9 protein-coding genes are annotated in these 12,825 nt (G+C 68.7%); 6 read left to right on the top strand and 3 right to left on the bottom strand.

Going from position 1 to position 12,825, the window contains the following annotated elements; genetic code table 11:
- Positions 1 to 140: 140 nt before the first annotated feature.
- Both ACZ6YV_RS27025 and ACZ6YV_RS27020 read right to left on the bottom strand, forming a co-directional pair.
- Positions 141 to 2,753: a caspase, EACC1-associated type gene (locus ACZ6YV_RS27025; RefSeq protein ID WP_465512264.1), complete on the bottom strand. Its 2,613-nt coding sequence runs from the start codon at positions 2,751 to 2,753 to the stop codon at positions 141 to 143.
- The gene (locus ACZ6YV_RS27020; protein WP_465512263.1) at positions 2,750 to 3,082 is read right to left on the bottom strand and encodes an effector-associated constant component EACC1; all 333 of its coding nucleotides are present in this window, start codon (positions 3,080 to 3,082) and stop codon (positions 2,750 to 2,752) included. Before ACZ6YV_RS27020 ends, ACZ6YV_RS27025 begins: the two co-directional genes overlap by 4 nt.
- 172 nt (positions 3,083 to 3,254) lie before the next feature.
- On the opposite strand from ACZ6YV_RS27020, the gene ACZ6YV_RS27015 reads away from it, so the two are divergent.
- The 4 genes from ACZ6YV_RS27015 to ACZ6YV_RS27000 all read left to right on the top strand — a co-directional run bounded on the left by ACZ6YV_RS27015 (position 3,255) and on the right by ACZ6YV_RS27000 (position 8,666).
- A complete protein-coding gene (locus ACZ6YV_RS27015; protein ID WP_465512262.1) occupies positions 3,255 to 5,072 on the top strand; it encodes a glycoside hydrolase family 76 protein in 1,818 nt (605 codons plus the stop codon).
- Positions 5,073 to 5,117: 45 nt separating this feature from the next.
- Positions 5,118 to 5,897, top strand: coding sequence for an isocitrate lyase/PEP mutase family protein (locus tag ACZ6YV_RS27010; RefSeq protein WP_465512261.1), 780 nt, complete (start codon positions 5,118 to 5,120; stop codon positions 5,895 to 5,897).
- Between the two features lie 312 nt (positions 5,898 to 6,209).
- Entirely contained in the window at positions 6,210 to 7,634 is a 1,425-nt protein-coding gene (locus ACZ6YV_RS27005; protein ID WP_465512260.1) for an amino acid permease, read from the top strand.
- Positions 7,635 to 7,913: 279 nt separating this feature from the next.
- Entirely contained in the window at positions 7,914 to 8,666 is a 753-nt protein-coding gene (locus ACZ6YV_RS27000; protein ID WP_465512259.1) for a hypothetical protein, read from the top strand.
- Positions 8,667 to 8,715: 49 nt separating this feature from the next.
- On the opposite strand, the gene ACZ6YV_RS26995 is transcribed toward ACZ6YV_RS27000, so the two are convergent.
- Complete coding sequence (locus ACZ6YV_RS26995; protein WP_465512274.1) at positions 8,716 to 9,054, bottom strand: YybH family protein; 339 nt, start codon at positions 9,052 to 9,054, stop codon at positions 8,716 to 8,718.
- Positions 9,055 to 9,131: 77 nt separating this feature from the next.
- Between ACZ6YV_RS26995 and ACZ6YV_RS26990 the strand changes: the two genes are divergently transcribed.
- Positions 9,132 to 10,109 (top strand): helix-turn-helix transcriptional regulator, encoded by a 978-nt coding sequence (locus ACZ6YV_RS26990; RefSeq protein ID WP_465512258.1) that lies wholly within the window; start codon positions 9,132 to 9,134, stop codon positions 10,107 to 10,109.
- 274 nt (positions 10,110 to 10,383) lie between these two features.
- A complete protein-coding gene (locus ACZ6YV_RS26985) occupies positions 10,384 to 12,822 on the top strand; it encodes an ATP-binding protein (protein WP_465512257.1) in 2,439 nt (812 codons plus the stop codon).
- Positions 12,823 to 12,825 lie beyond the last annotated feature (3 nt).

Genomic DNA, 12,825 nt, shown 5'->3' with positions numbered 1-12,825 from the left:
GTTTGGGTGGGGGGGCTGGGGGGGGGGGGGGTGTGTGTGGTGGCTTTTTTTCTAACACCCCCCCCCCCCCCCCCCCCACCACCTGGACCCGCCACTGCCCCAGCCCCTCCCCCGGTGCCGAACCGGAGGGGTCGACCGCGTCAGCCTTGGGATCGCTTGCCGAAGAGAGAGCGCCGGCTCGCGTACTCGGGGAGGCCGATCCGGCGGAGGATGCCGTCCGTCGCCCCGACCTCCTCGTAGTGCTCCTTCACCCAGTCCGCAGTGGCGGCCAGCACCTTCGGCCTGTTCTCGATCCGGAGGGCTTGGACGAAGTTCGCGAGATCGTTGGAGGATCTTCCGGCCAGCGTCTTGCCCAGCAGGAGCCGTCCGGCGAGCGTCTCGTTCTCGTCGAAGAGATAGGACAATTCCTGTGTGATGGCAGGGAATCCTCGTTCGGGCGCGGCCAGCTCGTCGAGCAAGGCGTCCGTGTAACGCTTGCCGTGGGGGACGGTGAGCAGCATTTTGACCAGTACGGGAAGTCTCTCCACCGGCTGATCACGAAGGAACCGGTGCGGGTCACGACCCGGCAGGCTGCTCACCACCGACAGGAACTTCGCCTGTCCGGCTCGGACGATGAGGAACATCAGGTACTTCGCTTCGGAGGCGGGCAACGCGTTCAGCACCGTGACGAGACCAGGACCACCGTTGTTCTCGATGATCCTCTCGAGCAGTTGTTCCTTGTGCCAGGGACCGAGGCCCTCGATCACGACCGGGACCAATTCGGTCCTGGTCTCGACCTTCGCCGTGATCCGATCGGCGAATTCCCGGGCGAGGGCGGGATGGGCGGGCGCAAGTCTTTTCAGCAACTCGGCCACCTCGTGCTGTCCGCGTTCGCCAGCCAAGCTCAGGACCCGGTGCCGGTCCGCCGCCGAACAGAGTGCGAGAAGCTCGGCGACCGTGGTCACCGAAGCCTGGGCTGTCACCTCGTCGAGCAGCTTGTTCGCCAGGACCGGCCAGCCTTCTTCCCGAAGCTCCGCGATGATCTCCTGAATGGACTGGGCGGAGCGGTTCAGCATGGCTCGCGAGCAGAACCGGTGTGCGGCGTCGTCGTGGCCGTGTGCCCGTAGCTCGGCCACTAGGGCGATGACATCGTCGTTCCGCAGGACTTTCGCCGCGCGGGTCAGCACCCGCTCGGCGTGCTGTTCCTGGCCGGTTTCCCAGAAGGCGAGCGCGATCTTGAGCAAGTCGCCGGACTCGGTGGTGCTGTCGATGACCGCCTTGGCCACCTTGTCGCCGTCCTCCGGACGGCCTGCCTCGGCCATCGCGTGACAGAGCTGGGCGACGACGTCCGGCGGACGCGACACCATCGCCTCCGCGGAAGCCGCGTAGAGACCGAACGCCGCCCCTTCCCTGCCGACGGACCGCAGTTCGTCGGCCAGCCCGAGCACCGCCGGGGCGGGCAATCTGGTCACCGTGCGCCCGATCAGGCTGTCGACCTCTTCTCGCAGTCCTGCCACCCATAGGGCGTTGACGAGATCGATCAGTGAGGAACTGGCCTGGGCGGAATCGAGCGCGGCGTCGAGGAGCCGCACGAGTTCACCGGCGCGACCGCCGTCCTGAAGCAGGTGTGCCAAGGCCGCGGCATCGCGGACGGACCCGTGTCCGGCCTCATGCAACAGCAGAGCCGCTTCCCCGGAAAGCTCCGTGTCGTACAGCGCGTCCAGGATCCGCAGCACTTCGTCCGGGGGACGCCGGGACGCGGCCGCGAGCACTTTCACCACGTCCGCGGTCGCGCCCGAGCGGCCGAGCAGCCCGACGATCGCCGCGACCTCCTGGTCCGGCCGCAGGACGGCGCACGCGACGAGGAGCTGTTCGGCGATCTCGTCCTGCTCGTGCGCCCGCAACGTCTGCATCTCGGCGTACACGTCGCTGGGACGTCGCCGGAGGAACGCCTCGAAACCGGCGGGCGGCCGGGGAAGCACGCGAGCAGGGGGTGCCGGCCGCTCCACCGTCGCCCGCCCGGCACTCCATCGGTTGCGCACCAACGTGATCGCGGCGCCGTCGTTGCGGCTGCGTTGCTGTGGCACGGGAAAGTGCCGGGCCTGCAGATCGGCCTTCATATGGTGGAACAGCGTCTCCATGTCGAGGAGCTCCGGACCATCGGGAAGTCCGCGTGTCAACTTGTCGACGAGGGTGCCGGTGAACGCGGTGTAGTGCTCCCCTGGCGGCGCCAACGCCTTGCGTGTCTCTGCCGTCGCCGTCATGACGTAGGTGCCGTCGACCCGCGCCTGGTCGGCCAGGTCGTCGACCGAACCGCCCATACCGCCTTGAAGGGCGCGGCCGCTGTAACAACAGTCCAACAGCACCACTTTGCCGTAGCAGGACAGCGCGGTGCCGACGACCTCACGCCGGATGTCGTCGTATCGGACGGAACGGTAGAGTCGTTCGTTGTCCGAACCCGGCATCGCCAGGTACAACTCGAACCGGTTGTCGAGCAGACCGTGGCCCGCGTAATAGAACAGCAGCGCGTCGGTCGCCTCCGACGCGGCCCGATGGACGGCGTCCATCACCTCGTCGGGAGACTCGGGATTGAGCAGCGGGACGCAGTGTTCCTCCGGCAGCCCCCACAGTTCCGGGTCGGTCATCGCCCGGTGCAGGGCCTCGATGTTGTTCGCGACGCCCGGCAGTTCCTCCAGCGTCGCGTACTCCGAGACCCCGACCAGCACGGCCCGGGACTTCCGCGGATCGGGCAACCCTGCCCGGGGTGCGGTCACTCGACGTCCTCCGGCCTGCTCAGCGGGAGATCCAGGTTCCGGAGCATGGCACGCTGCTCGGCTGTCAGCTCGCCCTGGATCGTGATGGTGAACGGCGGCGTTTCCTTGCGGGAGCGCAGAAAGTTGCCCCACGCGATCCCCAGGTTCGCCAGCCCGGTCAGGGAGCCGATGGACATGCAGATGACCTCGAAGACCCCCATCTCCCCCGAGCCACGGGACCCCGCGGTGCTGATCGTCGCGGACCGCGCCACGTCGACGTCGTCTCGGAGCCAGCTGTAGAACTCGTTCAGCGCCTGTTCGTCGCCCGCCGCGTTGATCGTCAGCTCCACGAGACCTCCCACGAAAGTGATATCCCTACAGATCGCGGCCAGGGCTTGCGGCGTAACAAGAATCCTGTCCCGAGATCTGACCGGTGGTTCCCGTTGACCTGCCGGTGACGAAACCCGGATCATGAAAGGCATCCCAGATCCGGTGCGTGGCCGACCCCGAGGGCGGACAACGATGTCATCGCTGATCCATCTCGCGCTTTGCCTGATTCTGACGGCGATTCCGGTACCGACGGGGAAACCGGTGACCGCCGCGGCGGTGGTCTGTGTGCTGTCCTGCGACACTCTAGACCCTTCACAGGCCCAGCAGGACACCTTTCCGGTTCCGGACAAGGTGTTCAACGGACGACAGCTTCGGCTGCACGTGTCCGACGCCGACGGTATGGCCTGGGGCAGCATCGATCGCGGCGTGACCGGCGATTCGGTCTGGCTCGACCGCTCTTGGGACGGCGGCGCGACTTGGGAAGGGTTACTGGGCAAAGCGAGCATTCCCGGCACCTGGACCGGGACGAGAACCTTGATGTACAACGTGACCGATCCCGGAAAGCACCGGCGCGGCCTGATCCGCGCGTGCGGGGACGCCGCCGGGGTCACCTGTACGGAGTGGATTCACCCGAAGGTCTGCGATGTCGCCTGCGACGGCGCCACCCAGCCGAGTGGGGACACCCAGCCGGTTCCGCCGACGACCTTGTCCGGGCGCACGATCCGCCTGCACGTCGACGGGAACGCGATGGCCTGGGGCACCCTCGAATCCGGCGCGCGGGGCGACGAGATCTGGCTGGATCGCTCGTGGGACGCGGGGGCGAGCTGGGCGGGCGGTTCGTCGCTCGGCCGCACATCGGTCGCCGCGGGGGCGAGTACCGGCGGGACGGTGTTGTTCGCGACGCGCGATCCCCGGGGCCGCCACTATGGCGGCGCCGTTCGCGCTTGCGGCCGTGAAGCCGGGCACCAGGAAGGATCCTGTACGGCGTGGGCCCGTCCGGCACCTGCCCGCGCGCGGGCGGTGGCCGATGCGCTGCTGTACTCCTACGACCCGTATCCGGGCTGGTGGCCGAGCAGTTGGTGGAACTCGGCGGCGACGCTGGCGGCGGTCATCGACCACGCCGAGGCCACCGGGGACCGCCGCTACGACTGGGTCATCGCGCGCACCTTCGAGCGGAACCGCGGCGTCTTCCCCGCCGGTGAGCGCGGTTCCGACGCCATCGAAGGGAATTTCGCCAGCCGGGCCATCGACGACAGCGCCTGGTGGGGCCTGGCCTGGGTGGCCGCCTACGACCACACCGGCGATCCGCGGTACCTCTCCATGGCGACGACGATCGCCGCCTACGTGCATCAGTACTGGGACACGGGATCCTGCGGCGGCGGGGTCTGGTGGGACCGGGAACGGACCTACAAGAACGCCGTCACCAGTGGTCTGTACCTGCGGCTCGCGGCTTCCGTCCACCGCCGGACACCGGGCGACACCGGGTGGCTGCAGCGCTCCCGGACCGCGGCGGGCTGGTACCTGGCCAGCGGGATGGTCAACGCGTCCGGGCTGGTCAACGACGGTCTCACCGGAGACTGCCGCAACAACGGCCAGACGGTCTGGACCTACAACCAGGGCCTGGGCATCGGTGGCCTGGTCGAGGTCTGGCGGGCCACCGGCGAAACCCGCTGGCTCGACGCGGCCCGGCGACTGGCCGACGCGGCGGTGACCGGCCCGGTGCTGACCAAGAACGGCGTCCTCACCGAATCCTGCGACGTCGGCCAGAACTCCTGTGACGACAACCAAAAGCAGTTCAAGGATATCTTCATGCGCTTCCTCGCCGATCTGGCCGCCGCGACGAATTCGACGGCGTACCGCGACTACGCGAAGCGGCAGGCCGACTCGCTGTGGGCGTCGGATCGCGATCCGCTGAACCGGATCGGGCAGCGCTGGGCCGGTGGGGCGCCGAATCAGGCCGACTGGCGGACCCAGGCGAGCGGACTCGGCGCCCTCACCGCCGGGTCGTGACCGCGCTTGCCTTGCGGGGCCGTCCACAACCTCTAGATTGAAGGCATGGTTTCCACCGCCGAAAAGGCCACCCGGCTGCAAGAGCTGCACGCCGCCCCCGAACTGCTGCTCGTCGTCAACGTCTGGGACGCGATCACCGCGAAGGTCGTCGCCGAGACGCCCGGTACGCAGGCGCTCGCCACCCCGAGCCACGGCATCGCCGCCTCCCGCGGCTACCCCGACGGCGAGAAGATCCCCCGCGACGAGATGATCGCCGAGGTCGCCCTGATCGTCCGGACGGCGGGCGACCTGCCGGTCACCGCCGACCTGGAAGCGGGCTACGGCGACCCGGGCGGCACAGTCGCCCGCGCGATCGAGGTCGGCGCTGTCGGCTGCAACCTCGAAGACCAGATGAAGCCGCTGGACGAGTCGGTCAAAGCCGTCGAGGCCGCCGTCGCCGCCGCTCAGTCCGCCGGGATCGACTTCGTGCTCAACGCCCGCACGGACGCGTTCCTCCGGGCGGGCGAGCGCGACCCCGAGGAGGTGCTGGCCGAGGCGATCACCCGGGGCCGCGCGTACCTGGACGCCGGCGCGTCGAACTTCTTCGTGCCCGGCAAGCTCGACGAGACGCAGGTCGGCAGGCTGGTCGAGGCGCTGGGCGAGCGCAAGGTGAACCTGATCGGCGTTCCGGGCTCGATCCCGCTGGCGACCGCGCAGAAACTGGGCGTCTCCCGGGTCTCCTATGGGCCGTTCAGCCAGAACGTCGCGCTCACCGCGCTGGCGAAGCTCGCCGAGGACGTCTACGCCGGCGGTGGCCTGCCCGCCGACATGCGCAAGCTGAACTGACCCGAGCCTTGCCAAGCTGACTTGCTCTGGCGCCTGTTCGCACAGAGATCCTTGTCCTCTCGGGCCGCTTTTCCTGCTCTGCCAACGGTTTTCCAGCAGGATCACAGAAATGACGAAGGCAGTCCGAACGGATCCGAGTTCTCCACGCCGCGCAGACAACGCGGTCCGGCTCCCTCCCCTCGCGCACCGAAGGTGTCGCGAAAGCCACTTTCGAGACGTCTGATGTCCCGAAAGTGGCTTTCGCGACACCGGACGGGACGCTGGACCGAACCGGGCCCGGAGCCGTTCGAGGCGGAAGATACGGTCGTCGGCATGACTCTGCGAGCCGCGGCGATGCGGCGGAAACCGGTCGCCGACCTGATCACCGAAAGTGATCACGGCACGCTGAAGCGCTCCCTCGGCCTCAGCCAGCTGACCATGCTCAGCATCGGCGCGACGCTGGGCAGCGGGATCTTCGTCGTACTCGGCGAAGCGGTGCCCGTGGCGGGCCCCGCGGTCGTGCTGTCGTTCGTGCTCGCCGGGGTCACCGCGCTGTTCTCGGCGCTCTCCTACGCCGAGCTCGCCGGGATGATCCCGGTGTCCGGTTCGTCCTACTCCTACGCTTACGCCACGCTCGGCGAGCTGGTCGCCTGGGTCTGCGGCTGGTGCCTGGTACTCGAATACGGCGTCTCGGTGGCGTCGGTCGCCGTCGGCTGGGGGCAGTACCTCAACGAACTCCTGCGACTGACGTTCGGGTTCGCCATCCCGGACGCGCTGAGCCAGCCGCCGGGCTCGGGCGGGATCGTGAACGTCCCGGCCATCGTCGTCGTGCTGCTCGCCATGATGCTGCTGCTGTCCGGCGCGAAGGAGAGCGCGCGGGCCAACGCGATCATGGTCGTGATCAAGATCGGCACGCTGGTGCTGTTCTGCGCGATCGCGTTCTCCGCCGTCCGGGCGGCGAACTTCACGCCGTTCCTGCCGCTCGGCCTGGCCGGGCTGAGCGCCGGCGGCGCGAAACTGTTCTTCTCCTACATCGGTTTCGACGCGGCGTCCACGGCGGGTGAGGAGGCGAAGAACCCGCAGCGGGATCTGCCGCGGGCGATCCTGCTCTCGCTCGCCATCGTCACCGTGCTGTACTGCCTCGTCGCCGTGGCCGCCGTCGGCGCGTTGCCGTGGCAGGAGTTCGACGGCCAGGAAGCCGCGCTCTCGCACGTGCTCGGCGCCGTGTCCGACAACCCGCTGTGGGCCGCGCTGCTCGCGATCGGCGCGATCGTGGCGATCTCCAGCGTGGTGCTGACCGTCCTCTATGGCCAGACGCGCATCCTGTTCTCGATGTCCCGAGACGGCCTCGTCCCGGCATCGTTGTCCAAAGTGGACGCCAAGACCGGTACGCCGCGGATCAACACCCTGGTGGTCTCCGGCTTCGTCGCGGCGCTGGCCGCGTTCATCCCGCTCGGGAAGCTGGCCGACGCCACCAGTATCGGCACGCTCTTCGCCTTCGGGCTGGTGAACATCGCCGTCCTGCTGCTTCGGCGACGGCAACCGGAGGCATCTCGCTCGTTCCGCGTGCCGTTCGCCCCGGTCACGCCGATCCTCGGGGTGCTGTGCTGCGGCTACATGATGCTCAGCCTCGACGGCGCCACGTGGGTCGTCTTCGGCGGCTGGATGGCGCTCGGCCTGCTGATCTACTTCGGCTACAGCATGCGCCGATCCCGGCTGGCCGGAACCGGTTCGGCCGTTCGCCGCCATAATTCCTAGCCTGTCCAGCCGTAGTCTGCTCTAGATCATTGAAGAATCAGTGACCGGTAGGGGACACTGCGTTCCGACCCACGGAAATCCCTACCGTGAACCGAGGTCCCAATGCGCAATCGTATTACCGTACTGGCCGCATGCCTCACCCTCTCCCTCACTCAATTCCCCGTCGCCACCGCCGCTCAAGAGGCAGCAGGCGCGAGAGCCCCCTTCTGTTACGAAGAACCCGTGCAACCAAAGGCCGACGTAAGTGACATAAAGGCCGGTTTCCAGTCCTCGAAGTGGTTGCAGACGATCCAGGCCGTCTACAAACGCCGGTGGCCCAGCGGCGAGGGCCTCGCGATCGCCCAGGCCAAGGACAAGTACTTCAGCCAGTTCGTCACCAAGACCAGCTTCAACGGGCTCGCCGAGTCACTCATGGTGGCGATCCACGAAGAAACCCACATGTGGGACCTGGATCCTTCGAGAACCTCGTGGGACGTGTACGTCTCCGCGTGGATCAACGCTTCCCGCAAGGCGATGAAGGTCCCCATCCACGGCGGATTCGCCCGTCGCGAAATACTGCCGCTGATCACGGACAAACTGACTTCTTCGATGGACGACATCTACCTGCGCGACCAGCAGCAGGGGTCGTATCGCATTCAGGGAGTCATCGCGGAACTCAACGCCGGACTCATGGGATTGCCCGCGGCGACGGTCGTCGCCGAGTACATCCAGGGAGTGGGCGCCAGTAATTCCCGGGACATCGTCGCCACCAACATTCGCTACCTTCAGCTCTACCTGCGCGTCGCCAAAGCCAAGTATCCCGATTACTGGGCCAAGATCAAGGCCCAGCCGGAACTGCGCGAATTCGTGCTCGTCGAGTTTCTCCGCGCGGCGTACTGGCTGGATCAATCCGCGCCTTATGCCGCCAAACTCGGCAGCGCGGACGTGGCCAAGATCGTCGAGAAGAACTACGCCCCGGAGAACCTCGCGATCATCGAGGAGTTCACCGGGGCCAAGGTGAACACCGGTTCGGCCAGGAACTGCACGGTGTGACGCCGTTCGCCGGTGACGGACGTCAATCCGTCACCGGCGAACCGCCCCGTTACGGCACGAACACCGGCTGGTCCAGCGTCCAGAGCCAGGACCCGTCCGGCTGACGGCGGGCGACCTCGACGGTCATCTCGCCGGTGGTCAGCGTGGACGCGGTGAGTGCCAGATCCCCGCTCACCAGCGCCGGATGCTGCCTGCCCGGCAGGAGCTCCGGCGCGGCCGCGACGAACTCCTCGTACACTTTGCGGATCTCCGCGTGCCCTGTCGCGAGGTTGCCCGGCGGGAACGCCAGCACGGCGTCCGGTTCGTACAACGCCACCAGCCCCTCGACATCGCCCGCGTTGCCGCGTTCGATGAAGAACCTGCCCAGATCGTTCGGCTCGGTGGCCACAGTCCTGCTTGTCATGGGGAGCAGCCTCGCACCGGATACACGACATCCTGTGTCGTGTATTCCGTTAGGGTTTTCGCATGCGCGCCGACCGGCTGGTCTCCCTGGTGTTGCTGCTGCGCCACCGCGGCCGCCTGTCCGCGGCCACGCTGGCGCGTGAGCTGGAGGTCTCCACCCGCACCGTGCTGCGCGACATCGAGGCGCTGTCCACGGCGGGTGTCCCGGTCTACGCCGAACGCGGCCGGAACGGCGGGTTCGCGTTGCTGCCCGGTTTCCAGACCGAGCTCACCGGGCTGAACCACGACGAGGCGCTCGCCCTGCTGATCGCCGGGTCGCGGCGCGGCGCGCAGGCGTTCGGCCTCGGCTCGGCGCTCGCTTCCGCCATGCTCAAGGTGGTCGACGCGCTGCCCGAAGGCCAGCGTGACACCGCGGCGGGCGCGGCCCGGCGGTTGCTCATCGACCCGGAGACCGACCTCCTCTCGCGCCGGGTGGTCGCGGAGGAGGTGCCCGACGCCATCGTCGCCGAGGTCAGGCGCGCGGTGTTCGCCGGTCACCGGCTGCGCATCCACTACGCGGCCGCGGGCCGGAAGCCGCAGTGGCGCACGGTGGACCCGATCGGCCTGGTCACCGTCCGCGACCAGGGCTATCTGCTGGCCACGCGAGACGGTGAGGACCGCACCTACCGGCTGTCGCGACTGCGGGCCGCCGAGGAACTCCCCGAACCCGCGCGACGAGCGGACCTGGTCGATCTGGACCGGGCCTGGCAGGAACGCAGCACCCGGTTCCGGACCGGCGGCGACCTGGTCGCCGTGCTGGTGCGGGTGCGTCCGGCGCAGCGGGAGCAGCTGGCGGGCACCACGCTGGCCGTCCTCACCGAGGAGACCGACGCGGACGGCTGGCTGCGGCTGGAGGTGACCTTTCAGGACGCGCGCCACGCGGAATGGGCGTTGTGGCAGCTCTCCACGAACGCGGAAGCACTGTCCCCGCCGTGGTTGCGCACTTCCCTGCGCGACCGCGCCACGGCGATCACCGCCCGCTACGAAGCCGGGCCGCAGTGACCATGTCGATCGGTCGATGCCCTCCGTGACGATGGTTACAGGGACTACGCTCGGTCACGGCAGCCCGTCCCAGCCTTCGCGCCACGCAATCGTTGGCAACATCGTGTTCTCTCCGCGGCCATGTCCCCGCGGCGTTCTTCCTGATCACGGTCGCGGGAGCCCCGGAGCGGTCACTCCCGGCCGTCACGGACGACGCGACACAGTGTGGTGAAGCCGCGCTTTCCGACACCGAGGACGAGTTGAGCCGCCGGGGTGGATATGGATAATTCGGCCCATGACGAACGCGGCCTTGGGAAAGGCAGCCACGACTTTCAAGACGCAGCTGAAGGGTTACCGCGTTCGCGCCGGTCTCACGCAGGAGGAGCTCGCCGAGGGATCCGGGGTGAGCGTCCGGGCCATCAGCGACATGGAACGGGGTATCGCCAAGAGCCCTCAGCGCCGGACGATCGAAGCGCTCGCCGCCTCGCTGACCTTGACCGACGAAGAGCTGACCGCCCTGCAGAAGGTCGCGAGGCAGGGGCGCGTCCAGCCTGCCGCCGTACCCGAGCCCGCGGCGGCGGGCATCTACGACTCGCCGCTGATCGGTGTCCTGCCGACCGACGTCGACGACCTCACCGGACGCGAACGTGACCTCGACGCGTTGCGCGCCCTTTCGGCCGACTTGAGCGGCGGGCGCCGCCGGTCGGGCCGGGTCGCGATCCTGAGCGGACCTCCCGGTACCGGCAAGACCACCCTCGCGGTGCGCGTGGCGCACAACCTCGCCGAGGACTTCCCCGACGGCAGGCTCTTCCTGAAGCTGCGCGGGATGTCGTCCGAGCCGACGAACCCGGCGGACGTGCTGCACCTGATCCTGCGCTCGCTCGGGATAGACGCCGTCCGCATCCCGGCCGACCCGGAGGACCGGATCAGCCTGTGCCGCTCCCTCCTGCAGGACCGGGCCACCCTGATCGTCCTCGACGACGCGGCCGACGAAGCGCAGGTCCGCCCGCTCCTGGTCGGCGGGCCGCGGTGTCTCACCCTGATCACCAGCCGTCAGATGCTGGTGGGACTCGAAGGGGCGAGCAGGCTCCCCCTCGACGTGTTCGGCGAGGACGACGCGGTCACCCTGCTGTCGACCATCATCGGGGCGGGCCGGGTCACGCGGGAGCGGCAGGCGGCGCTCGAACTGGTCGAACTGTGCGGGCGGCTGCCGCTGGCGCTGCGGATCGCGGGCAACCGGCTGGCGAGCCGTCCCACGTGGCCGCTGACGCGCCTGGTGGATCAGCTCCGGGACCGCAGCAGGCGGCTGACCACGCTGACCGCCGGCGATCTCGACGTGCGCAGCGTGTTCGAACTGTCGTACCGCCAGCTCTCCCCGAACGCCGCCGCGGTGTTCCGGCGGCTCTCGCTCGTCCCGGCGGCGGACTTCTCCGTCGGGGCCGCGATGACCCTCATCGAAGCCTCCGACGAGGACGACGCCGCCATCTTCCTGGAGGAACTGGCCGACGCGAGCCTGCTGCAGACCTCGCCGGAAAACGGCCGGTACCAGTTCCACGACCTCCTGCGGGTCTTCGCGACCGAACGGCTCTCCCGGGAGGAACCCCCGGAAGCCGTCGAGGCCGCGAAAGACCGGCTGGCCGACTGGCTGGTGCACACCGCGACGGCGGCGGGCCGCTACTTCCACCCGACCGACGGGGTGAGCCCTTCCCCGGTCGCGACGCCGTCGTTCGACGATCACGCCAGAGCGGGCAGGTGGCTCGAGGTCGAGTTGAAGAACTGGCTCGCCGCGGTCAAGAGCGTCGCCGCCCGCGGCGACCACCAGCCGGTCCTCGACCTGGCCGAGTCCATGCACTGGTACTCGGAGATCGGCGGGACCGCGAGCACCTGGCGCGACGTGTTCCACCTCGCCGTGACCTCGGCCGTCGCGATCGGCAGCAAACGGGACGAGGCCGTCCATCTGAACTACCTGGCCTGGGTGCAGGCTTCGCTGTGCGACCAGGCGGAAGAATCCGTCAAGATGGCCCAGCAGGCCTGGGACGCCGCGGTGGAGGCGGGCGACCGCCGCGAACAGGGCTGGGCGCGGATCTACCTGACGAGCGCCCATGCCCACGACACCAGCCTCACCACGTCGCCCAAGCTGTTCGACGAGGCGACGCGCCTGTTCGAAGAGGCGGGCTATCCGCTCGGCGTCCATGTGGCACGGGCGATGCGGGCTTCGTACTGGTACCGGAACGGCCGCTTCGACGACGCCGCCGAAGAGTTCGACACGTGTATCGCCTACTTCGCGCAGGAACGCGGCGGCTCGCGCACTCCCGTGGACGACACCAACTACGCGTACCTGCTGCTGCGCTCGGTGCAGAACCTGGCCGCGCTCAACGCCTCCGATCGGGCACTGGCGCACTGCGAAACGGCGCTCGCCCTGTTCCGCCGCCACGGCGCGGCCATGGGCCAGGCCCGCGCGCTCCAGACCTCCGGCACACTCATGCGCCGCCAGGGCGACCACGCGAACGCGCGCCGCCGCTTGACCGAGGCCGAGGAGATCTACGAACGCATCGGGCTGACGCAGTCTCAGATCGACACGCTCTGCGACCGGGCGTCCCTGGCCGAGGAGATGGGCGATCCGGCGTCGGCACGCGACGACCGGGAACGCGCGCTGGGCCTCTGTGACCGGCTCGGCCTGGCCGAAGGCGGCAAGCTCCGGGAGAAACTGGCCGACCGCCTCAACGCCTCGTAGGCC

Source organism: Amycolatopsis sp. NPDC102522 (assembly GCF_055584485.1).
The sequence above is the reverse complement of the archived record's forward strand: the minus strand, read 5'-3'. Positions and strand labels throughout refer to the sequence as shown.

Excerpts from the sequence above, each read along its gene's own strand:
- ACZ6YV_RS27015 (WP_465512262.1), top strand. The coding sequence starts at position 3,255 with ATGTCATCGCTGATCCATCTCGCGCTTTGCCTGATTCTGACGGCGATT.
- ACZ6YV_RS27010 (WP_465512261.1), top strand. The coding sequence starts at position 5,118 with ATGGTTTCCACCGCCGAAAAGGCCACCCGGCTGCAAGAGCTGCACGCC.
- ACZ6YV_RS27005 (WP_465512260.1), top strand. The coding sequence starts at position 6,210 with ATGACTCTGCGAGCCGCGGCGATGCGGCGGAAACCGGTCGCCGACCTG.
- ACZ6YV_RS26990 (WP_465512258.1), top strand. The coding sequence starts at position 9,132 with ATGCGCGCCGACCGGCTGGTCTCCCTGGTGTTGCTGCTGCGCCACCGC.
- ACZ6YV_RS26985 (WP_465512257.1), top strand. The coding sequence starts at position 10,384 with ATGACGAACGCGGCCTTGGGAAAGGCAGCCACGACTTTCAAGACGCAG.